This window comes from Streptomyces sp. HUAS 31 (assembly GCF_028198125.1).
GTDB classification, from domain to species: domain Bacteria; phylum Actinomycetota; class Actinomycetes; order Streptomycetales; family Streptomycetaceae; genus Streptomyces; species Streptomyces chartreusis.
The window spans coordinates 6,991,747-7,015,689 of record NZ_CP116353.1 but is presented as its reverse complement, the minus strand read 5'-3'; the positions used below and the strand labels follow the sequence as shown (position 1 = coordinate 7,015,689).

Below are 23,943 nucleotides of genomic sequence, written 5' to 3'. Positions count from 1 at the left end.
CCCCCACCCACCCCATGCCACCCTTGACCCATGCCCGAAGGAGACACGGTCTGGCAGACGGCGAAGCGGCTGCACGCCGCCCTCGCCGGCGGGACGCTGTCCCGTAGCGACTTCCGGGTGCCCAAGTACGCCACGGCCGACCTCACGGGCCGCACCGTCCTGGATGTCACCCCCCGCGGCAAACACCTCCTGACCCGCGTCGAAGGCGGCCTCACGATCCACTCGCACCTGGGGATGGAAGGCTCCTGGAAGGTCTTCACCGACCAGCAGCGCTGGACAGGCGGCCCCGTCCACCAGATCCGAGCGATCCTCACCGCCGCCCCCGCCCCCGCCCCCACCCACAGGCCCAACACCCCAGCCACCCCCGACGCCCGCCCGGCTCCCACAGACACCCACACCGCTGTCGGCTACCGCCTCCCCGTCCTCGAACTCCTCCGCACCACCGAGGAGGACCGCGCCGTCGGCCACCTCGGCCCCGACCTGCTGGGCCCGGACTGGGACCCCGACCGCGCCCTCGCCAACCTCCTCACCGACCCTGGCCGCCAGCTCGGCGAGGCCCTGCTGGACCAGCGCAACCTCGCCGGCATCGGCAATGTCTACAAGAGCGAGCTGTGCTTCCTCCTCCGCGTCACCCCCTGGCTACCCATCGGCGCGCTCCCCGCCGAGCACACCGCCCAACTGTCGCTCCTCGCCAAGAAACTCCTGGAAGCAAACCGCGACCGCCCGATCCGCAACACGACGGGCCGCCGCGGCCAGGACCTCTTCGTCTACGGCCGTGCCCGCCGCCCCTGCCTGCGCTGCGCCACCCCGGTCCGCGTGGCCGACCAGGGCGACGGTTCCCGAGAGCGCCCCACCTACTGGTGCCCCAACTGCCAGGCGGGCCCGACCCCGAGCCGGACGCCCGGCGCCACCCCACACCACGGAACCCAGAACCGCGGAACCCAACACCGTACGACTAATTGACGATCCGTCAGATTCACTCGTACCGTCCCTTCATGGCCGTAAAGGCGTACGACCTCACCGGACGCACCGCATTCGTCACCGGCGCCGCCAGCGGTATCGGCCGCGCGTCGGCCGTGCTGCTCGCCGAGGCCGGTGCGGCCGTGCACTGCGCCGACCGTGACGCGCAGGGCCTGCACGACACGGCGACCCTGATCAAGTCGAGCGGCGGCACCGCCCACGTCCACCTCCTCGACGTCACCGACCGCGCCCAGCTCGGCCGGGCCGTCGCCGCCTGCGAGAGGCTGGACGTGATGGCGGCGGTCGCCGGGATCATGCACAGCAGCCCGGTCCTGGAGACCCGCGACGAGGACCTCGACCGGGTGCTGAGCGTCAACTTCAAGGGTGTCCTGTACGCCTGCCAGGAGGCGGCCCGCGCGATGCTCGCCCAGGGCGTCCGGGGCAGCATCGTCACCATGGCCTCGGGCGCCGTGGACACCGGCGGCCCCGGCCTGCTCTGCTACGGCGCGGCGAAGGCGGCCGTCGTACAGCTCACGAAGACGCTGGCCACCGAGATGGGCCCGCACGGGATCCGCGTGAACGCCGTCGCGCCGGGCTGGATCCGCACTCCGATGACCGACCGCCATGACACCGAGGCACAGACTCACACCGAGACCTTCATGGCCCGGATGTCGCCGCTGGGCCGGGTCGGTGAAGCGGAGGACGTCGCGCACGCGGTGCTCCACCTGGCATCCGACGCGTCGGCCTTCACCACGGGCCAGATCCTGCGCCCGAACGGCGGTGTGGCAATGCCGTGGTAGCCGCCCTGCACCTCGGCCCAGATCCCGCGTCCGAACCGCGACGTGGCAATGCCGTGGTAACCGCCCCTCACCACGGCCCAGATCCCGCATCCGAACCCCGGTGCGGCAATGCCGTGGTAGCCGCCGCGGCGGCCCGTCCCGTCCGCCCGGCCCGCCAGGCCCGCGCCCACCGCCGCGGATCGACGGCGCCCACGGCCCGCGCCTTCGGCACACAGTGCACCGGCAACAGACTCAGCCCCCAGCCCCCGGCGGCGACGCCCGCTTCGAGCACCCCGGCGTCCGGCGCCAGCGCGAGCCGCAGCACGGCCCACCACCACAGCGCCCCGAACCCGAGAGCCGCCCCCCAGCGGACTATCGGCCGCGCCATCCGCTCACCTCCAGCCCGAGGCTAGGCCGCCCGCCACACCGGCCGGGAGGGCGCAGCAACGGCAACAGTGACGGCGCGGGCCAACGCCTTCACGCCGCGTCGCGCGCCATCACACCCACCATGACCGCGCGGTCACACCCCGGCAAACGGACCCGACGGCGACGACAGGCCCGCCGGCCCCCGCCGAAGGCACCGGCCCCGGACAGCACGAAACCCCGGCCGCTCTCCCCCAGGTCTCCCTGGAGAAGCCCCGACCGGGGTCTCACACAACTCCTCAGCGCATGGTCAGCCCATGCGCACCGGCGTCACCGTCACGCGGCGACCACGTCCACAGCCTCGGAAGGCGCCTTGATGGTCACCCGTTCCGGTGGCACACCGGTCACCGACACGGAACCCAGCATCGGACGGACCGACGCGGGTACAGGCTCGCTGGGTGTGGCCGCAGCAGACTGGGCCAGCTCGGCGAGAGCGAGCTCGTCGCTCACTTCCCGCATGAGCTCGGACATCCGTACGTCCAGCGCGTCGCAGATCGCGGAGAGCAGCTCGGAGGAAGCCTCCTTCTGCCCCCGCTCCACCTCGGAGAGATAGCCGAGTGAGACTCGGGCGGACGAGGAGACTTCGCGCAGAGTACGGCCCTGGCGCTGGCGCTGCCGACGCAGCACGTCACCAAGCAGGCGACGGAGCAGAATCATCGGTGGCTCCCTCCTCGGACCGCGTAGCCGCATCCTTCACGCCCCACCGTACCGCCTTGCGCCGCGGCCGTGCGGGGAGCGATGTCGTGTTCACTCAGGGCTGCAAACATCAAAACCCCCCGTTCCGTTCCGTATCCTGTGCCCGCTCATTCCCACTGTGTTCGCCCGCAAGCTCCTTCAGGAGCAGTGCGAGTACGCTCCGTACACTCTCCATACGAATTTCCTCGCGGCCGCCGTTCAACCGCAGGGCCTCCACTTTTCCGCCACCGGCAGAACCGGAACCAAACCCGATCGGGCCGTCCAGGGCGACGAAAACGGTCCCCACGGGGTGTCCGTCCTGCATGTCGGGCCCCGCGACACCGGTCGTCGCGATGCCCCAGTCGGCACCCAGCGCCTTCCGTACGCCGGCCGCCATCTGCGCCGCCACCTGCGGATTCACCGCACCGTGCTGCTCCAGCAGGGTGGCGTCGACGCCGAGGAGCCGATGCTTCAGCTCGGTGGCGTAGGCGGTCACCGAGCCCCGGAAGACCTGTGATGCCCCCGGGACGGCTGTGATGTCCGCCGCAACCAGCCCGCCCGTCAGCGACTCCGCCACAGCGAGCGTCTCACCGCTCACTTTGAGTAGTCGCACCACGTCGGTGGCCCGGGAACTCACGCTTCCGTCTCCTCCAACGCGGCCTTGCGCTCTGCGATTCCCTGCCTGCGCAGCACAATGGCTTGTCTCACATAGTCGAGCCCGGTCAGCACGGTCAGGACGACCGCTGCGGCCATCACCCACCACCGCAGGGTGGCCAGCCACCCCGTCAGCGCCAGGATGTACATCCCGACGGCCACGCCCTGCGTGAGCGTCTTGAGCTTGCCGCCCCGGCTCGCCGGGATCACGCCGTACCGGATGACCAGGAAACGCAGGAGCGTGATCCCGAGTTCCCGGCCGAGGATGACGCCCGTCACCCACCACGGCAGATCGCCCAGTGCCGACAGACAGATCAGCGCCGCCCCCATGATCGCCTTGTCGGCGATGGGGTCGGCGATCTTCCCGAAGTCGGTGACGAGGTTGTACGCACGCGCCAGATGACCGTCGAACAGGTCCGTGATCATGGCGATGGCGAAGGCCGCCCAGGCGAGGGAGCGCCACGCCGGGTCGTATCCGCCGTCGGCCAGCATCAGTGCGACGAAGGCCGGCACCAGGACCAGCCGGAGCATGGTCAGGAGGTTGGCGATGTTCCAGACGCTGGCCTGGTTGACGGCCGCGGCCGCGATCTTTCCGCCGCGCGGCGATTTCGCCCCGCCCTCGGCACCGGTATCGGCGCCGCTCGCCGTAGCACCGCCCGCCTTCGGGCCGACGCCCTTGGCCGAGCCGGCCTTGGACGAGCCCATCGCACTCGCCTTGCCCGCCGCACCCGCCTGGGAGCCTCCCGCGGCGGACGCCGGAACTCCGGTCATCTGTCCGCCTCCTCACTACACGCGAGCGAGCCCAGCAGCGGCTCGGCCACCAGGTCGACACCTTCCGTACCGACCACCTTCGCCTCGACCATACGGCCGACGCGCAGCCCCTCGCCGCTCGTGAGCAGCACCTGGCCGTCCGTCTCGGGCGCCTGGTGCGCCCCACGGCCGTAGGCGCCCTCCTCCGAGTCCTCGTCGCCCACCGACTCGACGAGCACGTGCACGGTCTCCCCGACGCGCTCCTCGGACCGCTGCGAGACGAGTTCCTCGGCCAGCCGGGAGACACGTGCCAGCCGCTCGGCGACGACGTCCTCGTCGAGCTTGTTGTCGTACGTGGCGGCCTCGGTGCCGTCCTCGTCGGAGTAGCCGAAGACGCCGATGGCGTCCAGCCGCGCGTGGTTCAGGAAGCGCTCCAGCTCGGCCAGGTCGGCCTCGCTCTCGCCGGGGAAGCCGACGATGAAGTTGGACCGCACGCCGGCCTGCGGGGCCTTGCCGCGGATGGTCTCGAGCAATTCGAGGAACCGGTCGGTGTCGCCGAAGCGGCGCATCGCGCGCAGCACGTCCGGCGCGGAGTGCTGGAAGGACAGGTCGAAGTAGGGGGCGACCTTCGGCGTGGACGTCAGCACGTCGATCAGACCGGGCCGCATCTCGGCCGGCTGGAGGTAGCTCACGCGGACGCGCTCGATGCCGTCGACCTCGGCGAGCTCCGGCAGGAGGGACTCCAGCAGGCGGATGTCGCCCAGGTCCTTGCCGTAGGAGGTGTTGTTCTCGGAGACCAGCATGATCTCCTTCACGCCCTGTTCGGCCAGCCACCGCGTCTCGTTCAGCACATCGCTGGGCCGGCGCGAGATGAAGGAGCCGCGGAAGGACGGGATGGCGCAGAAGGAGCAGCGCCGGTCGCAGCCGGAGGCGAGCTTCACCGAGGCGACCGGGGAGCCGTCGAGGCGGCGGCGCAGGGGCGAGCGCGGGCCGGAGGCCGGAGCGAGCCCTTCCGGAAGGTCGACGGGGGCGTGCCCGGGCAGCGCGACGTCGACCGCGGACTCCTGCCGCTCGGCAGGGCTGATCGGCAGCAGCTTGCGCCGGTCGCGCGGGGTGTGCGCGGCGTGGATGCCGCCGGACAGGATGGTCTGGAGGCGGTCGGAGATGTCCGCGTAGTCGTCGAAGCCGAGCACTCCGTCGGCTTCGGGGAGGGCCTCGGCGAGATCCTTGCCGTACCGCTCGGCCATGCAGCCCACCGCCACGACGGCCTGGGTTCTTCCATGGTCCTTGAGGTCGTTGGCCTCCAGGAGGGCGTCGACGGAGTCCTTCTTGGCGGCGTCGACGAAGCCACAGGTGTTGACGACAGCGACGTCCGCGTCGGCGGCGTCCTCCACGAGGTCCCAGCCGTCCGCCTCCAAGCGGCCTGCGAGCTCCTCCGAGTCCACCTCGTTACGGGCGCAGCCAAGAGTGACGAGTGCGACGGTACGGCGTTCAGGCATGGGCTCAAGACTACTTTGTCTCACTGACAGCCCACGTCGACGGGGTTGGCCGATCTTGGCCAACCCCGTCCTCAGCTCGACCGTTCAGCCGGACTTATCCCGCCTGCGGGTCGCCCTTGGTGTACGTCAGGCGCTCCACGGCGCCCGGCTGCCAGTCGTCGTCGATCTTCTTGCCGTTGACAAACAGGTCGATCGCACCCGCGTCTCCGAGGACGAGGTTGATCTTCTCGCTGTCCTGGAAGGTCTTCGAGTCGCCCTTCTTGAGCAGGTCGTCGAAGAGCAGTCGGCCGTTGTGGTCCTTGACCCCGACCCAGCTCCTGCCGTCGACGGCGCTCACCTGGACGGTCACCTTGTCCTGCGGGACGGCCGCGATGGCGCTGTCCGAAGGCTCCGGGTCGGGATCCTTGGGCTTGTCGGTCTTCGGGGTGGGCGTGGTCTTGTCGGACGTCGGCGTCGAGCCGCCCTCGGCGACGGCGGACTTGCCGCTGTCGTCGCCGCCCTTGAAGGCGGTGAATCCGACGAACCCGACCACCGCGACGATCGCGGCGACCATGGCCGCGGTCCAGTTCGGCCCGCGCCGCTCGGGACGGATGCGCTCCGCCTCGAACAGCGGGGCGGCGGGGGTCGGCGCCGGCCGCCCGCCGTGCGAGTCGTCGTACTGGGCGAGCAGCGGGGCCGGATCGAGGTGGACGGCTTTCGCCAGGGTTCGGATGTGGCCACGGGCGTACACGTCGCCGCCGCAGGGGGCGAAGTTGTCCGCCTCGATGGCCTGCACGATGGCGATGCGGACCCTGGTGGCGTTGGTGACGTCGTCGACGGTCAGCCCGGCATCGAGGCGCGCCTGCCTCAGGGCACGGCCGATCGAGGGGCGGGCTTCCTCGGACACGTCTTCGAACGGACGCTCGTCTTCAGGGGAGTTGCCGATGGACACGGGGGCGCCTTTCGAGCGTTTAAGCCACCTGTGCTGGAGGTTCAGTCTAGGGGGGTAACGAAAGGGTGGGGCAACCGGGCGGTGGGACTTTGTACGCCATCGGTATGGCCGGTCAGACCGATGGTGGGGCACGAGATTGTCGCTTCCCTCAACTTGACGTACGCCGAAGGGGAACGGTTGCTCAATGATCCCTTACGGGTGAGTCACGATCGGGCATCGGCTCCTCACCCGCCCACCCGCGAGGCGACCACTGCACTCCCGTATTCCGCGTAGGGCTCGCTTTATGCCTCCCCGCGGATCACGGCGAGCACTCCGTCCAGCTCATCAGGTTTCACAAGAACGTCACGAGCCTTGGATCCCTCGCTCGGACCCACGATCCCGCGGGACTCCATGAGGTCCATCAGCCGCCCCGCCTTGGCGAAGCCGACCCGCAGCTTGCGCTGGAGCATGGACGTCGAACCGAACTGCGTGGAGACCACCAGCTCCGCCGCCTGGCACAGCAGGTCGAGGTCGTCGCCGATCTCCTCGTCGATCTCCTTCTTCTGCTTCGTCCCGACGGTGACGTCGTCCCGGAAGACGGGTGCCATCTGGTCCTTGCAGTGCTGGACGACGACCGCGACCTCTTCCTCGGTCACGAACGCGCCCTGCATACGCGTGGGCTTGTTCGCGCCCATCGGCAGGAACAGCCCGTCACCCTTGCCGATCAGCTTCTCGGCGCCGGGCTGGTCGAGGATGACGCGGGAGTCGGCGAGCGAGGAGGTGGCGAACGCGAGCCGCGAGGGCACGTTCGCCTTGATCAGACCGGTGACGACGTCCACGGAGGGCCGCTGCGTGGCGAGCACCAGGTGGATGCCGGCCGCACGCGCGAGCTGCGTGATGCGGACGATCGCGTCCTCGACGTCGCGTGGGGCGACCATCATCAGGTCGGCGAGCTCGTCGACGATCACCAGCAGGTACGGGTAGGGCTGGAGCTCGCGCTCGCTGCCCTCCGGCGGCTTCACCTTGCCGTTGCGGACGGCTTCGTTGAAGTCGTCGATGTGCCGGTATCCGTACGCCGCCAGGTCGTCGTAGCGGAGGTCCATCTCCCGTACGACCCACTGGAGCGCCTCGGCGGCCCGCTTCGGGTTGGTGATGATCGGCGTGATCAGGTGCGGAATGCCCTCGTAGGCGGTCAGCTCGACACGCTTGGGGTCGACGAGCACCATGCGGACGTCCTCCGGGGTCGCCCGCATCATGATCGAAGTGATCAAGCAGTTAATGCACGACGACTTGCCGGAACCGGTCGCACCGGCGACCAGCACATGCGGCATCTTCGCGATGTTCGCCATCACGTAGCCGCCCTCGACGTCCTTGCCGAGCGCGACCAGCATCGGGTGGTCGTCCTCGGCGGCGGCCGCGAGGCGCAGCACATCGCCGAGGTTGACCATCTCGCGGTCGGTGTTGGGGATCTCGATGCCGACCGCGGACTTACCGGGGATCGGGCTGATGATCCGCACGTCCGGGCTGGCGACCGCGTACGCGATGTTCTTCGTCAGCGCGGTGATCCGCTCGACCTTCACGGCCGGCCCGAGCTCGACCTCGTAGCGCGTGACCGTCGGCCCGCGCGTGAAGCCGGTGACTCGGGCGTCGACCTTGAACTCGGAGAAGACGGTGGTGAGCGAGTCGACGATGGCGTCGTTGGCGGCGCTGCGCGACTTGCCCGGACCACCGCGCTCGAGGAGGTCCAGCGACGGCAGCGAGTAGGTGATGTCACCGGACAGCTGGAGCTGTTCGGCGCGCGGCGGCAGGTCGCGCATCTCGTCGGGCGCGGACTTGGTGAGATCCGGAACCCCGGACTTCGCGGGGTCCGGGACCTCGGTCTTCGGGAGCTTCTCCTGCTTGGGGCGCGCGGCCGGGACGGGTGTCGGCACCGGGGTGGTCTCCGCGCGGTCGCCCACGCTGACACCCTGGGTGAGGTCGGCGACGATGGGCGACGGCGGCATCCCGTGCAGGACGGCGCCGTCGAGCGCGGCAGCGGCGGCCGCCGCGACGTCCACAGCGTCCATGGGACGGTCCATCTCGGGCTGCGGGACCGCGGAACGCCTCGGCCGCCCACGGCGCCGCGAGAGGGCCTCCTGCTCGGCGCCATCGGGGTCGTACGCCGTGCGCGCCGGCGCCCGCTTGCGCCCCCGCGCCGCGGGCAGCGCCTCGCGCCACTGGTCGTCGTAGCGCTCGTCGTCGGTGTACTCGTCGTCCTCTTCGGGGTCCGGCAGGATGCCGAGCTTGATGCCCAACTGCCGCAGCCGCTGCGGGATGGCGTTGACGGGCGTGGCGGTGACCACCAGCAGCCCGAAGATCGTCAGCAGCACGAGCAACGGTACGGCGAGTACGTCGCCCATGGTGTGCGTCAGCGGGGTCGCCGCGCCCCAGCCGATCAGCCCGCCCGCGTCCCTTATGGCGGACATGCCGTCACTGCGGGCGGGCGAGCCGACGGCGATGTGGACCTGGCCGAGCACGCCGATGACGAGCGCGGACAGGCCGATGACGATACGGCCGTTGGCCTCGGGCTTCTCGGGGTGCCGGATGAACCGCACGCCGATGACCGCGAGCAGTATCGGCACGAGCAGGTCGAGCCGGCCGAAGGCGCCGGTCACGATGATCTCGACGAGGTCGCCGACCGGACCGCGCAGATTCGACCAGGTGCCGGCGGCGACGATCAGCGCGAGGCCGAGCAGCAGCAGCGCGATGCCGTCCTTGCGATGGGCGGGGTCGAGGTTCTTCGCGCCCTGCCCTATGCCGCGGAAAACGGCGCCGACCGCGTGCGCGAGCCCGAGCCAGACGGCGCGCACGAGCCGGTACACGCCCCCGGTGGGGTTGGGCGCGGGCTTCGGCGGCGCGACTTTCTTGGCCGCGGCCTTCTTCGCCGGCGCCTTCTTCGCGGGGGCTTTCTTGGCGGCGGCCTTCTTCGCCGGAGCCTTCGCGGAAGCGGCCGCCTTCTTCGCGGGCGGCTTCTTGGCTGCGGAGGAACGTGAGGCCATGGGTGTGAGGTTACCGGTGGAGAAGACAGTGGACACGTGTGCCCACTGCTTCACCCGTTCGTGTCGCCCTTGCCAGGGTGGCGAACTGACGCCGGTTCACGGCCCCGTCACGCACAGGACGATCGGACGCCGTCCGCCCGCCAACCGGAACCGACGCGGGGTCAGTTCTGCGACGGCACCGACGAGGTGCTCCCGGTGCCGGGCTCCAGCGCGTCCAGCGCCCGCCGCAGTCCGGTGAGTTTGCGTTCGAGATGAGCCGCCGTGGCCACCGCGGCGGCGTCCGCGGACTCGTCGTCCAGCTGCTTGGACAGCGCCTCGGCCTGCTCCTCGACGGCCGCGAGCCGTGCCGACAGCTCGGCCAGCAGCCCCGCCGGCTCCTTGGAGTCGGCGCCCGCGGCCTTGCCGCCACCGCCCTCCAACTGGAGCCGCAGCAGCGCCGCCTGCTCCCGGAGCTGGCAGTTCTTCATGTACAGCTCGACGAACACGGAGACCTTCGCCCGCAGCACCCACGGGTCGAACGGCTTGGAGATGTAGTCCACCGCGCCTGCCGCGTAGCCGCGGAAGGTGTGATGCGGGCCGTGGTTGATCGCGGTGAGGAAGATGATCGGGATGTCCCTGGTCCGTTCCCGCCGCTTGATGTGCGCCGCGGTTTCGAAACCGTCCATTCCCGGCATCTGAACATCCAGCAGAATGACCGCGAAGTCGTCCGTCAGAAGTGCCTTGAGCGCTTCCTCCCCGGACGATGCCCGCACCAGGGTCTGATCGAGCGCAGAGAGGATCGCCTCCAGCGCAAGCAGATTCTCCGGCCGGTCATCGACCAGGAGGATCTTGGCCTTCTGCACCATGGCCCGCCCTCCTCGCCCCGGCAGTGCACCGGGCTCCGCCCCAGGGGACGACTCCCTTACGCCGCCCGCCCTCGTGCCGGTCATGGTAGCCGCACCCCGCCTGTCGCCACACCCTGTCACCGCGATGTCACTGTGCACGTAGCAGAAACGCAGCAGGAGACCAGAAGGTTCCCCGAATCCCGCACTTCTACACGACCTCGACCACACTGAGTCAGCAACCCCGTGTGAACACTTTCGGCTCTGGTCACTGGTCCCTCATCCACTGGTCCATCACCGCCAGGAGATGATCGGGATCGACCGGCTTGGTCACGTAATCGGAAGCGCCCGACTCGATCGCCTTCTCCCGGTCGCCCTTCATCGCCTTCGCGGTCAGCGCGATGATCGGCAGCCCGGCGAACTGCGGCATCCTGCGGATCGCCGTGGTCGTCGCGTATCCGTCCATCTCCGGCATCATGATGTCCATCAGGACGACCGCCACGTCGTCGTGCTGTTCCAGGACCTCGATGCCCTCACGGCCGTTCTCGGCGTACAGCACCGACAGGCCGTGCTGCTCCAGGACACTGGTCAGCGCGAAGACGTTGCGGATGTCGTCGTCGACGATCAGCACCTTCTCACCGCCGAACCGGATCCCGCGGCGCGACTTCGGAGCCGGCTCCTGCCGCTCCGGCACCGACCACTGCTCCTGCTGCGACGGCCCCTGCTCCAGCTCGTGCGCGGCCCTGCGGCGGCGCCTGAAGAGCGCGGCGGCGCCGTTCTGGGTCTCGCGGTACGACCGCACCTCCGCCGGTGTCTCGATCTCCACGTCGGCCAGCTCCGCCAGGTCGGCCGCGGACGCCACCAGGGCGCCCGCGTCGAGGGCCGGCAGCTGCTGCTGATAGCCCTGCGGGGGCAGTTCGCTGGGGTGCAGCGGCAGATACAGGGTGAACGTCGAGCCGCGTCCAGGTTCGCTCTGCGCGTGGATCTCGCCGCCCAGCAACTGCGCGATCTCCCGCGAGATGGACAGCCCAAGACCCGTACCGCCGTACTTGCGGCTGGTCGTGCCGTCCGCCTGCTTGAACGCCTCGAAGATCACCCGCATCTTGCTGGCCGCGATCCCGATGCCGGTGTCCGTCACGGAGAACGCGATCAGCGGCGCGTTCACCTCGGTCAGCGAACCGGCCTCCAGCAGCTGCTCCCGGATCACCTGCGGCACGTCCATCCCGGCGGGCCGGATGACCAGCTCGACCGAGCCGGAGTCGGTGAACTTCACCGCGTTCGACAGCAGGTTCCGCAGCACCTGGAGCAGCCGCTGCTCGTCCGTGTGCAGTGTGGCCGGCAGCTCCGGGGAGACCCGTACGGACAGGTCCAGGCCCTTCTCCGCGGTCAGCGGCCGGAAGGTGGCCTCCACGTAGTCGACGAGCTGCACGAGCGCGATGCGCGTCGGGGAGACGTCCATCTTGCCCGCCTCGACCTTCGACAGGTCGAGGATGTCGTTGATCAGCTGGAGCAGGTCGGAGCCGGCGCCGTGGATGGTCTCGGCGAACTCGACCTGCTTGGGCGAGAGGTTGCCCTCGGCGTTGTCGGCGAGCAGCTTGGCCAGAATCAGCAGCGAGTTGAGCGGCGTACGCAGCTCGTGCGACATGTTGGCGAGGAACTCGCTCTTGTAGCGCATCGAGACGGCGAGCTGCTCGGCGCGCTCCTCCAGGACCTGCCGCGCCTCCTCGATCTCGGTGTTCTTCACCTCGATGTCACGGTTCTGCTGGGCCAGCAGCTCGGCCTTCTCCTCCAGCTCGGCGTTGGACGCCTGGAGGGCCTTCTGCCGGTTCTCCAACTCGGCCGAGCGCTCACGCAGTTGCTCGGTCAGCTCCTGCGACTGCTTCAGCAGCACCTCGGTCTTGGTATTGACCGAGATCGTGTTGACGCTGGTCGCGATCATCTCGGCGATCTGGTTCAGGAAGTCCTTCTGGATCTGCGTGAACGGGGTGAAGGAGGCCAGCTCGATGACGCCGAGCACCTTGCCCTCGAACAGCACCGGAAGGACGATCACCTGCGCGGGAGGCGCCTCGCCGAGTCCGGAGGAGATCTTCAGATAGCCGCTGGGCGCGTTCTCCACGAGGATCGTGCGCTTCTCCTCGGCGGCCGTCCCGATGAGCGCCTCACCCGGCCGGAAGGACGTCGGCATGGAACCCATCGAATAGCCGTACGACCCGAGCATCCGCAGCTCGTAGGCTTCGTCGTTCTCGGCGGCCAGGTCGGTGCCGTCGAGGAGCGGCATGGCGACGAAGAACGCGCCGTGCTGCGCGGTCACCACCGGCGTCAGCTCACTCATGATCAGCGAGGCCACGTCGTGCATGTCCCGGCGGCCCTGCATCAGCGCGGAGATCCGGGCGAGGTTGCCCTTGAGCCAGTCCTGCTCCTTGTTCGCGATCGTGGTGTCGCGCAGGTTGGCGATCATCTTGTTGATGTAGTCCTGGAGCTCCTGGATCTCGCCGGACGCGTCGACGTCGATCTTCAGGTTCAGGTCGCCACGGGTCACCGCGGTCGCCACGCGCGCGATGGCACGCACCTGACGAGTGAGGTTCCCTGCCATTTCGTTCACGGACTCGGTGAGGTCGCGCCAGGTTCCGTCGACGTCACGCACGCGTGCCTGGCCGCCGAGCTGCCCTTCGGTGCCCACCTCGCGGGCGACTCGGGTGACCTCCTCGGCGAACGACGACAGCTGGTCGACCATCGTGTTGATCGTCGTCTTCAGCTCGAGGATCTCGCCACGGGCGTCGATGTCGATCTTCTTGGACAGGTCACCCTTGGCGATCGCGGTCGTGACAAGGGCGATGTTGCGCACCTGTCCGGTCAGGTTGGACGCCATCTGGTTCACGGACTCGGTGAGGTCCTTCCACGTACCGGCCACACCCGGTACGTGCGCCTGACCACCGAGGATCCCGTCCGTGCCCACCTCGCGGGCCACCTTGGTGACCTGGTCGGCGAACGAACTCAGCGTCTTCACCATGGTGTTGAAGGTGTCGGCGAGCTGCTGGACCTCGCCGCGCGCCTCGATCGTGACCGTCCGCGTCAGATCGCCGTTGGCGACGGCCGCCGCGACCTGCGAGATGTTCCGCACCTGCATGGTCAGGTTCTTGGCCATCAGGTTCACGTTGCCGCTGAGGTCCTTCCAGATGCCCGTGACACCCGGAACGTGCGCCTGGCCGCCCAGGATGCCCTCGGTGCCCACCTCGCGGGCCACCCGGGTCACCTGCTCGGCGAAGCTGGACAGCTGGTCGACCATCGTGTTGACGGTCGTCACGAGCTCGAGGATCTCGCCCTTGGCGTCGACGGTGATCTTCTTCGACAGGTCGCCCTTGGCGACCGCGGTCGTGACCTCGGCGATCTGGCGCACCTGGATGGTCAGGTTGTTCGCCATGAAGTTCACGGACTGGGTGAGGTCCTTCCAGGTGCCGGAGACGCCCTGCACCTCGGCCTGACCGCCGAGCTGGCCCTCCGTACCCACCTCACGGGCGACCCTGGTGACCTCCTCCGCGAACGACGACAGCTGGTCCACCATCGTGTTCAGCGTGTTCTTGAGCTCCAGGATCTCGCCGCGCGCGTCCACGGTGATCTTCTGCGACAGGTCACCCCGGGCCACCGCGGTGGCGACCTGGGCGATGTTGCGCACCTGGGCGGTGAGGTTTCCTGCCATGCCGTTCACGGAGTCGGTCAGGTCCCGCCACACGCCGGCCACACCGGGCACCTGCGCCTGCCCGCCCAGCCGACCCTCGGTACCCACTTCGCGGGCCACCCGGGTCACCTGGTCGGCGAAGCCGGAGAGCTGGTCGACCATCGTGTTGATGGTGTTCTTCAGCTCCAGGATCTCGCCGCGCGCGTCGACGTCGATCTTCTGCGACAGGTCACCCTGGGCCACCGCGGTGGTGACCTGCGCGATGTTGCGCACCTGGGCAGTCAGGTTGCCTGCCATGCCGTTGACGGAGTCGGTCAGCTCCTTCCACGTACCGGCGACCCCCGGTACGACCGCCTGGCCACCCAGCCGTCCCTCGGTACCGACGTCCCGGGCCATCCGCGTGACCTGGTCGGCGAAGGACGACAGCTGGTCCACCATCGTGTTCACGGTGTTCTTCAGCTGGAGCATCTCGCCGGAGACGTCCACGGTGACCTTCTGCGACAGATCACCGTTGGCCACCGCCGTCGTCACCTGGGCGATGTTCCTCACCTGTCCGGTGAGATTCCGGAACGCGGTGTTGACGGAGTCCGTCAGGTCCTTCCACGTACCGGCCGCCCCGGGCACCTGCGCCTGACCGCCCAGCTCACCTTCGACACCGACCTCACGCGCGACACGCGTGACCTCGGAGCCGAACGCGGACAGCTGGTCGACCATGCCGTTGACGGTGTTCTTCAGCTCCAGCATCTCGCCGGCCACGTCGACCGTGACCTTCTGCGACAGATCACCGTTGGCCACCGCCGTCGTCACCGCGGCGATGTCCCGCACCTGAGTGGTCAGGTTCCGGAACACTGTGTTGACGGAGTCCGTGAGGTCCTTCCAGGTCCCCGCCGCACCCGGCACGTTCGCCTGACCGCCCAGCTGGCCCTCGGCACCAACCTCATTGGCGACACGCGTGACCTCGTCGGCGAAGATCCGCAGTGTCTCGGTCATCTGATTGATCGTGGTCGCGAGCTGGGCGACCTCGCCCCGCGCCGAGACGGTCACCTTCTGCGACAGATCACCGTTGGCGACCGCCGTCGTCACCTGCGCGATCCCGCGCACCTGCGCCGTCAGGTTGCCGGCCATCAGGTTCACCGAATCGGTGAGGTCCTTCCACACACCGGCCACACCCGGCACCTGCGCCTGCCCGCCGAGCTCGCCCTCGGTGCCCACCTCGCGCGCGACTCGCGTCACCTCGGAGGAGAAGGACGACAGCTGGTCCACCATGGTGTTGACGGTGTTCTTCAGCTCCAGCATCTCGCCGGCCACATGCACGGTGACCTTGCGGGACAGATCGCCCTTGGCGACCGCCGTGGTCACCAGCGCGATGTCCCTGACCTGCGCGGTCAGCCGGTACGCCATCGTGTTGACGGAGTCCGTGAGGTCCTTCCACGAACCCGACATCCCACGCACGCGTGCCTGCCCGCCGAGCTTGCCCTCGGTACCGACCTCACTGGCCACACGCGTGACCTCGTCGGTGAACGTCGAGAGCTGATCGACAAGGTTGTTTACAGTCCGCCCGACCTTGAGGAACTCACCCCGCAGCGGATGCCCGGTCCCGTCCGACCCCTGCGTGCGCAGCTCCATGCGCGGCGACAGGTCACCCTCGGCCACCGCGGTCAGCACCCGGCCGACCTCGGAAACGGGGCGTACGAGATCGTCGACCAGGGAGTTGGAGTTGTCGATCGCGACACCCCAGGAGCCCTCGCAGGCACCCGTCTCCAGCCGCTCGGTGAGCTTGCCCTCGCGGCCGACCATCCGACGCACACGCGCCAGCTCACCCGTGAGGTGAAGATTTCGGTCCGCCACCTCGTTGAAGACGGCGGCGATCTCCGACATCACGCCGTCCCCGGACACCGTGAGCCGCTTCCGGAAGTTCCCGTCGCGCATCGCCACGAGAGCGGTGAGCAGCCGGTTCAGGGCAGCCGTGTCAACGGCAGTGGTGCCACCACCACGAGACTTGCGTTCGTTCTTCAGGGACTGTCCGCCTTTCGCGCGCGTCTTAGTGCCCCGCGTCGCTGCGCCAGACTCCACTGTGTCCCTCCCGCAGGGGTCGACCATTACTGCTGTGCTCGGGTTGCTACTGCACCGCGTACCCATTACTGCTGGGTAGTCCTGCCGGATATACCAGGCCACACCCATGTGCTGCTGCCCGCGGTACGCGAATCACACTCAGCCTGCCCGGACCTTCACAAGAAGCTTGCCCAGTGTTTCACCCTGCCTGAACCCGGCCATAACAGTTCGGCAGCTTCGCACATCGTCCGCACACCCTCCGGGCGGAAACACTGCAGACCGGCATCCGCATGGACGGCGAAGGTAAGTAACCTTGCATGCGGCTGTCCAGCCGCGCCGGTCCCGTCCGGCCTGGGCGGTGACAGGAGGAGTACGAGCGGGCATCGGAGGGGCAGCCGGACATGACCACCGGACTGATCCCGGGGGGACCATCCCCGGACCGGCCGACGGGCGCGCACATGCCGCACCAGCGGCGTGAGCCGGTCGGCCAGGTAGCCCTGCACGTCGACAACCGGACGAGGAGTTCAGTGATCACCGCGCGCGCGGCAGCCAGCTTCGACCCCGTCGGGCGATCGGTCGCGAGCGCCCGCTCCTTCGTCCGCGACACATTGCAGGGCTGGGGTTTCGCCGACATCGTCGACGACGCAGTCGTACTCACCAGCGAGTTGGTGACCAACGCCGTCGTACACGCAGGCACCTCCGCGGACGTCCTGTGCCTGCGCAGTGAAGAAGGTGTACGAATCGAGGTGGCCGACCGGTATCCGGAGCGCGAGATCCCGCTCCAGGGCTCACCGGTCAACATGGGCAGCCCCGACCGTGAGGGCGGCCGCGGCCTCCAGCTCTGCGCGGCCCTGGCCGGTCGCTGGGGCGTCGAGTACACACCGACCCACAAGCAGGTGTGGTTCCAACTCGACCTCCCCGAGCGCCCGGTGGGCACCCGGGCGGCCGGCCCGTCGCTGCCCTCCGACCTCCTCCCGCTCGCCGACGGCCGCGTCCGCGTCGCGGTGATCCAGATCGACCGCACGGGCTCCATCTCCTCGTGGAACGAGGACGCCGAGGAACTCTTCGGCTACGCGGCCGAGCAGGTCACCGGAAAACCCCTCACCGACCTCGCCGCCTGGCCGCACACCCCGGGCACCAGCACCGGCATCGCCGAGGCACTCCAGCTCTCCCGCTGGGAGGGCAGCTACGGCATCCGCGGCGCCAACGGCCGCGTCACCCCCGTGTACGCCTCCCACCTCAGGGTCCGCGACACCGGCGGCGAGCCCTCCACGGTCTGTCTCCTGGTCCGCAACCACGAGCGTGCCGTCCTCCAGACCCCGCTGCGCGTCCCCGCCTCCGACGCCGCCAACGAGGCCACGAGCACCGACCCCTTCGAGGTCTTCATCGGCTCGCCCGCCCCGGACGACCTCGACGGCCTCCTCCAGCGCACGGTGGAACGCGCCCGCGACATGCTCGACGGGGACTCCGCCTTCCTCCTCCTCGCGACCGACGACGAGACGGAACTGGAGGTCCGCGCCTCCACCGGCCTGCCCTCGGCCCGCCAGCGCTTCGCACGCGTGCCCGTGGAGGCGGGCCCCGGCCGCTACGGCTCGGCCCGGATGCCGGCGGTCCACGAGGACCTCACCATGGTCCCCGGCGCCGTGCCCCTCCTCAGGGGCACGGGCATGCGCTCGGTCGTCACGGTCCCCCTGAAGGTCGAGGGCCGCCTCACCGGCTCCCTCGGCGTCGCCGCGGAGGGCCCGGCCAGATACTCCAACGAAGAGGCGCTGCGCCTCCAGTTCGCCGCCGACCGCATTGCGCTCGCCGTCGAGTCGGCCCGCCTCGGCGAACTCGAACGCCTGCGCCGCGGCTCCCTCAGCTTCCTCGTCGAGGCCTCCGACCTCCTCGCCGGCACCCTGGACCGCGACCAGACCCTCGCCCTGATGGCCCAGATGACGGTCCCGACCCTGGCCACCTGGTGCGCGGTCTACACGATCGCCGACCAGGCCTCGGAGCCGTACCTGTCATACGTCCTCCATGAGGACGAGGAACTCATCGACGGCATTAAGTCGTTGCTCTCCAAGATCCCCCCGCCGGACCCGGTACCCACCCCCGGCGCCCGCGTCTGGTCGGCCCCGGCCGAATCCGCCCACCAGGCCGCCCTGCGCACCTCCATGCGCAGCCTCGGCCTGGGCGAGCCCATCGGCCGCATCAGCGCCGGCATCGGCCCCACACTGGCCACGGCGTCCGCGGTCGGCGGCGAGACGGTCGTCCTGCCCCTGGTGGCCCGCAACCGCGTCATCGGCATGCTCACCCTCGGGAAGCCCACCGACGAGCACTTCCGCCAGGAAATCCTGGAGTTGGCCGAAGACCTCTCCCGAAGGGCCGCCCTGGCCCTGGACAACGCCCGCCTCTACTCCGAGCGCACGGCCATCAGCCAGTCCCTCCAGCGCAGCCTCCTGCCACCCGAGCTCCCCGAGATCGACGGCGTCGAGGTCGAGGTCATCTACCGCGCGGCCGGCGAGGGCAACGAGGTCGGCGGCGACTTCTACGACCTCTTCCCGATCAGCGACGGCGCCTACGGCTTCGCCATCGGCGACGTCTGCGGTACTGGCCCGAACGCGGCGGCGGTCACGGGCCTCGCCCGGCACGCCCTCCGCCTCCTCGCCCGCGAGGGCCTCAGCGGCCCGGCGGTCCTGGAGCGCCTGAACTCCGCGATCCTCGACGAGGGCGCCCGCAGCCGCTTCCTGACGCTCCTCTACGGCGAGTTGAGGCCCCAGGAGGACGGCAGCGCCGAGCTGAAGGTGGTCTGCGCCGGCCACCCGCTCCCCCTCCGCCTGCGCCAGGACGGCACGGTCGAGCCCGCCGCGGAACCGCAGCCGCTGCTCGGCGTCATGGAGGACCTGGAGCTCTACGAGCAGACGGTCACGCTCGACCCGGGCGACGTCCTTCTCTGCGTCACGGACGGTGTCACCGAGCGCCGCGAAGGCACCCGCATGCTGGGCGACGACGGTCTCACCGACGTCCTCACGACCTGCACCGGCCTCACGGCGGGCGCGGTGGCGGCCCGCATCATGCGTGCGGTCGAACGCTTCGCCTCTGACGCCCCGTCCGACGACATGGCCATCCTGGCGATGCGGGTCCCGGGCATCCACAAGGACTGAGGCGGACAGGAAGAAGGGCATGAGAAAGGCCCCGCCCTAATGGGCGGGGCCTTCTGCGTGGAGCCCCCAAACGGAATCGAACCGTTGACCTTCTCCTTACCATGGAGACGCTCTACCGACTGAGCTATAGGGGCCAGCTGCCTTTTGCGAAGTTTCCCTCGCGGCAACGAAATAGAGCATACCCCGAACGCGCCGTGCTCCCAAACTCGCTCAGAAAGCGGGCTGAAGCAGTCCTCCGAGCGCATTGCAGGCGGACACGACGCGCTGCATGTCCCTCTTGGTCAGCGAGGCGTCAACCGGCAGAGCCAACGTTTCATCAGCGGCCCGCTCGGTCTCCGGCAGAGACACGCACCGCCGGTACTCGGGCAGCCGATGCACCGGGGTCTTCACCGGTACCCGGCACTCAACTCCTCTGGCCCGCACGGCCCGAGCGAAGGCGTCCCGATCCGGCCGCCCGTTCCCGGGAACCCGCACGATGTACTGCTGGTAGGTGTGCCCGTCACCGCCATCCGGCGTGCGGACACCCTTCAGCTTCGCGTCCAGGTACGAGGCCCGCTGCCTGCGCTGAGCGATCTCGTCGTACGGAGCCTCGGACTCACCCTGCTCCAGCACCAGCAGCCCGTGCCGCTGCCCGATCTCGTGCAATCGCGCGATATCGGCAGACCGACCGAATCGGTGTACGGCGACGACGGCCGCCGTGCGCCGAGTGACAACCGCCGCGACAGCGCCGGCGTCCAGGCAGTACGTCACCGGATCTATGTCGGCGAACACCGGCAGCGCTCCGGCCAGGACCACGGCCTCGGCGACTTCGACGTTCCCGAAGGCCGGCACGACAACCTCATCACCGACACCTACGCCGGCAGCCCTGAGCATTGCAGCAGTACCCATGTGGGTGATGTTGGTTGCGGAACGTGAACGTCAGGTGACGGACAACAAAAAAGGGTTGGACCCGGAACCGAAGTTCCGGGTCCAACCCGATAAAAGGAGTTCGGCGGCGTCCTACTCTCCCACAGGGTCCCCCCTGCAGTACCATCGGCGCTGTAAGGCTTAGCTTCCGGGTTCGGAATGTAACCGGGCGTTTCCCTCACGCTATAACCACCGAAACACTATGAAACTGTCAGCCGCACCGCATGTGGCCATACGGGGCTGTTCGTGGTTTCAGAACCAACACAGTGGACGCGAGCAACTGAGGACAAGCCCTCGGCCTATTAGTACCGGTCACCTCCACACGTTACCGTGCTTCCAGATCCGGCCTATCAACCCAGTCGTCTACTGGGAGCCTTACCCCATCAAGTGGGTGGGAATACTCATCTCGAAGCAGGCTTCCCGCTTAGATGCTTTCAGCGGTTATCCCTCCCGAACGTAGCCAACCAGCCATGCCCTTGGCAGAACAACTGGCACACCAGAGGTTCGTCCGTCCCGGTCCTCTCGTACTAGGGACAGCCCTTCTCAATATTCCTGCGCGCGCAGCGGATAGGGACCGAACTGTCTCACGACGTTCTAAACCCAGCTCGCGTACCGCTTTAATGGGCGAACAGCCCAACCCTTGGGACCGACTCCAGCCCCAGGATGCGACGAGCCGACATCGAGGTGCCAAACCATCCCGTCGATATGGACTCTTGGGGAAGATCAGCCTGTTATCCCCGGGGTACCTTTTATCCGTTGAGCGACGGCGCTTCCACAAGCCACCGCCGGATCACTAGTCCCGACTTTCGTCCCTGCTCGACCCGTCGGTCTCACAGTCAAGCTCCCTTGTGCACTTACACTCAACACCTGATTGCCAACCAGGCTGAGGGAACCTTTGGGCGCCTCCGTTACTCTTTAGGAGGCAACCGCCCCAGTTAAACTACCCATCAGACACTGTCCCTGATCCGGATCACGGACCCAGGTTAGACATCCAGCACGACCAGACTGGTATTTCAACGACGACTCCCCCTGAACTGGCGTCCAGAGTTCACAGTCTCCCAGCTATCCTACACAAGCCGAACCGAACACCAATATCAAACTGTAGTAAAGGTCCCGGGGTCTTTCCGTCCTGCTGCGCGAAACGAGCATCTTTACTCGTAGTGCAATTTCACCGGGCCTATGGTTGAGACAGTCGAGAAGTCGTTACGCCATTCGTGCAGGTCGGAACTTACCCGACAAGGAATTTCGCTACCTTAGGATGGTTATAGTTACCACCGCCGTTTACTGGCGCTTAAGTTCTCAGCTTCGCCCAGACGAATCTGAGCTAACCGGTCCCCTTAACGTTCCAGCACCGGGCAGGCGTCAGTCCGTATACATCGCCTTACGGCTTCGCACGGACCTGTGTTTTTAGTAAACAGTCGCTTCTCGCTGGTCTCTGCGGCCACCCCCAGCTCGGAGAGCAAGTCTCCTCACCAGACGTGGCCCCCCTTCTCCCGAAGTTACGGGGGCATTTTGCCGAGTTCCTTAACCATAGTTCACCCGAACGCCTCGGTATTCTCTACCTGACCACCTGAGTCGGTTTAGGGTACGGGCCGCCATGAAACTCGCTAGAGGCTTTTCTCGACAGCATAGGATCATCCACTTCACCACAATCGGCTCGGCATCAGGTCTCACCCTGTATGAGTGGCGGATTTGCCTACCACTCGGGCTACACCCTTACCCCGGGACAACCACCGCCCGGGATGGACTACCTTCCTGCGTCACCCCATCACTCACCTACTACCAGCTCGGGTCACCGGCTCCACCACTCCGACCTCGTCCGAAGACTCAGCCGGCGGCTTCACGGGCTTAGCATCACTGGATTCGATGTTTGACGCTTCACAGCGGGTACCGGAATATCAACCGGTTATCCATCGACTACGCCTGTCGGCCTCGCCTTAGGTCCCGACTTACCCTGGGCAGATCAGCTTGACCCAGGAACCCTTAGTCAATCGGCGCACACGTTTCTCACGTGTGAATCGCTACTCATGCCTGCATTCTCACTCGTGAACCGTCCACCACTGCCTTCCGGCGCGGCTTCACCCGGCACACGACGCTCCCCTACCCATCCATACGGGCGTTGGCCCTGTTGTATGAATGACACGACTTCGGCGGTACGCTTGAGCCCCGCTACATTGTCGGCGCGGAATCACTAGACCAGTGAGCTATTACGCACTCTTTCAAGGGTGGCTGCTTCTAAGCCAACCTCCTGGTTGTCTCTGCGACTCCACATCCTTTCCCACTTAGCGTACGCTTAGGGGCCTTAGTCGATGCTCTGGGCTGTTTCCCTCTCGACCATGGAGCTTATCCCCCACAGTCTCACTGCCGCGCTCTCACTTACCGGCATTCGGAGTTTGGCTAAGGTCAGTAACCCGGTAGGGCCCATCGCCTATCCAGTGCTCTACCTCCGGCAAGAAACACACGACGCTGCACCTAAATGCATTTCGGGGAGAACCAGCTATCACGGAGTTTGATTGGCCTTTCACCCCTAACCACAGGTCATCCCCCAGGTTTTCAACCCTGGTGGGTTCGGTCCTCCACGAAGTCTTACCTCCGCTTCAACCTGCCCATGGCTAGATCACTCCGCTTCGGGTCTTGAGCGCGCTACTATATCGCCCTATTCGGACTCGCTTTCGCTACGGCTTCCCCACACGGGTTAACCTCGCAACACACCGCAAACTCGCAGGCTCATTCTTCAAAAGGCACGCAGTCACGAGACATGTGCAAGTAAACTTGACGTCCGACGCTCCCACGGCTTGTAGGCACACGGTTTCAGGTACTATTTCACTCCCCTCCCGGGGTACTTTTCACCATTCCCTCACGGTACTATCCGCTATCGGTCACCAGGGAATATTTAGGCTTAGCGGGTGGTCCCGCCAGATTCACACGGGATTTCTCGGGCCCCGTGCTACTTGGGTGTCTCTCAAACGAGCCGCTGACGTTTCGACTACGGGGGTCTTACCCTCTACGCCGGACCTTTCGCATGTCCTTCGCCTACATCAACGGTTTCTGACTCGTCTCACAGCCGGCAGACTGTAAAAGAGAGATCCCACAACCCCGCATACGCAACCCCTGCCGGGTCTCACACGTATACGGTTTGGCCTCATCCAGTTTCGCTCGCCACTACTCCCGGAATCACGGTTGTTTTCTCTTCCTGCGGGTACTGAGATGTTTCACTTCCCCGCGTTCCCTCCACTTGCCCTATGTGTTCAGACAAGGGTGACAGCCCATGACGACTGCCGGGTTTCCCCATTCGGAAACCCCCGGATCAAAGCCTGGTTGACGACTCCCCGGGGACTATCGTGGCCTCCCACGTCCTTCATCGGTTCCTGGTGCCAAGGCATCCACCGTGCGCCCTTAAAAACTTGGCCACAGATGCTCGCGTCCACTGTGCAGTTCTCAAACAACGACCAGCCACCCATCACCCCGCACCGAAGCACGAGTTCACTGGGGCCGGCACCTGAAGGCAGCCTGACCGGCCGTACCTTCAGACACCCAACAGCGTGCCCGGCACGATCAGTTGACCAGATCAGCGTTCCACGCCCCGAGGGGCAGTACTAGCGCCTGATCCATCCTGGATCGTGCCGAATAATCAACGTTCCACCCATGAGCAAC

Annotated in this window: 13 protein-coding genes, 1 tRNA gene and 2 rRNA genes; 3 read left to right on the top strand and 13 right to left on the bottom strand. The window is 67.5% G+C overall.

Annotation, left to right across the window (positions count from 1 at the left end; all coding sequences use genetic code 11):
- Positions 1 to 30: 30 nt before the first annotated feature.
- Positions 31 to 963 (top strand): DNA-formamidopyrimidine glycosylase family protein, encoded by a 933-nt coding sequence (locus PGH47_RS31305; RefSeq protein ID WP_271666150.1) that lies wholly within the window; start codon positions 31 to 33, stop codon positions 961 to 963.
- Between the two features lie 32 nt (positions 964 to 995).
- Positions 996 to 1,760: an SDR family NAD(P)-dependent oxidoreductase gene (locus tag PGH47_RS31300; RefSeq protein WP_271666149.1), complete on the top strand. Its 765-nt coding sequence runs from the start codon at positions 996 to 998 to the stop codon at positions 1,758 to 1,760.
- A gap of 67 nt (positions 1,761 to 1,827) precedes the next feature.
- On the opposite strand, the gene PGH47_RS31295 is transcribed toward PGH47_RS31300, so the two are convergent.
- The 9 genes from PGH47_RS31295 to PGH47_RS31255 form a co-directional block, all read right to left on the bottom strand.
- Positions 1,828 to 2,127: a hypothetical protein gene (locus PGH47_RS31295; RefSeq protein ID WP_271666148.1), complete on the bottom strand. Its 300-nt coding sequence runs from the start codon at positions 2,125 to 2,127 to the stop codon at positions 1,828 to 1,830.
- Positions 2,128 to 2,438: 311 nt separating this feature from the next.
- The gene (locus tag PGH47_RS31290) at positions 2,439 to 2,819 is read right to left on the bottom strand and encodes a helix-turn-helix domain-containing protein (RefSeq protein WP_030960654.1); all 381 of its coding nucleotides are present in this window, start codon (positions 2,817 to 2,819) and stop codon (positions 2,439 to 2,441) included.
- 109 nt (positions 2,820 to 2,928) lie between these two features.
- A complete protein-coding gene (locus tag PGH47_RS31285) occupies positions 2,929 to 3,474 on the bottom strand; it encodes a CinA family protein (RefSeq protein ID WP_269638211.1) in 546 nt (181 codons plus the stop codon).
- Positions 3,471 to 4,262 carry a CDP-diacylglycerol--glycerol-3-phosphate 3-phosphatidyltransferase gene (gene pgsA, locus PGH47_RS31280; RefSeq protein WP_271666147.1) on the bottom strand — a complete coding sequence of 264 codons (792 nt, stop codon included), beginning with the start codon at positions 4,260 to 4,262 and terminating at the stop codon, positions 3,471 to 3,473. Before pgsA ends, PGH47_RS31285 begins: the two co-directional genes overlap by 4 nt.
- Positions 4,259 to 5,740, bottom strand: coding sequence for a 30S ribosomal protein S12 methylthiotransferase RimO (gene rimO / locus PGH47_RS31275; RefSeq protein WP_271666146.1), 1,482 nt, complete (start codon positions 5,738 to 5,740; stop codon positions 4,259 to 4,261). The genes pgsA and rimO overlap by 4 nt, the downstream gene beginning before the upstream one ends.
- 94 nt (positions 5,741 to 5,834) lie before the next feature.
- On the bottom strand, positions 5,835 to 6,671 hold the full coding sequence (locus PGH47_RS31270; RefSeq protein WP_271666145.1) for a helix-turn-helix domain-containing protein: 837 nt from the start codon (positions 6,669 to 6,671) through the stop codon (positions 5,835 to 5,837).
- A gap of 281 nt (positions 6,672 to 6,952) precedes the next feature.
- Complete coding sequence (locus PGH47_RS31265; RefSeq protein ID WP_271666144.1) at positions 6,953 to 9,688, bottom strand: DNA translocase FtsK; 2,736 nt, start codon at positions 9,686 to 9,688, stop codon at positions 6,953 to 6,955.
- A 161-nt stretch (positions 9,689 to 9,849) separates the two neighbouring features.
- Positions 9,850 to 10,533: a response regulator gene (locus PGH47_RS31260; RefSeq protein WP_030949665.1), complete on the bottom strand. Its 684-nt coding sequence runs from the start codon at positions 10,531 to 10,533 to the stop codon at positions 9,850 to 9,852.
- Positions 10,534 to 10,777: 244 nt separating this feature from the next.
- Entirely contained in the window at positions 10,778 to 16,258 is a 5,481-nt protein-coding gene (locus tag PGH47_RS31255) for a HAMP domain-containing protein (protein WP_271666143.1), read from the bottom strand.
- Between the two features lie 380 nt (positions 16,259 to 16,638).
- Here PGH47_RS31255 and PGH47_RS31250 point away from each other — a divergent pair, with 380 nt between their 5' ends.
- Entirely contained in the window at positions 16,639 to 19,383 is a 2,745-nt protein-coding gene (locus PGH47_RS31250; RefSeq protein WP_271666142.1) for a SpoIIE family protein phosphatase, read from the top strand.
- Positions 19,384 to 19,441: 58 nt separating this feature from the next.
- Here the strand turns inward: PGH47_RS31250 and PGH47_RS31245 are convergent.
- The 4 genes from PGH47_RS31245 to PGH47_RS31230 all read right to left on the bottom strand — a co-directional run bounded on the left by PGH47_RS31245 (position 19,442) and on the right by PGH47_RS31230 (position 23,699).
- A tRNA-Thr gene (locus tag PGH47_RS31245) sits at positions 19,442 to 19,517 on the bottom strand.
- A gap of 76 nt (positions 19,518 to 19,593) precedes the next feature.
- Complete coding sequence (locus PGH47_RS31240; RefSeq protein WP_271668192.1) at positions 19,594 to 20,256, bottom strand: DegT/DnrJ/EryC1/StrS family aminotransferase; 663 nt, start codon at positions 20,254 to 20,256, stop codon at positions 19,594 to 19,596.
- 113 nt (positions 20,257 to 20,369) lie between these two features.
- Positions 20,370 to 20,486 (bottom strand): 5S ribosomal RNA (gene rrf, locus PGH47_RS31235).
- An 85-nt stretch (positions 20,487 to 20,571) separates the two neighbouring features.
- Positions 20,572 to 23,699 (bottom strand): 23S ribosomal RNA (locus tag PGH47_RS31230).
- Positions 23,700 to 23,943: the final 244 nt, after the last annotated feature.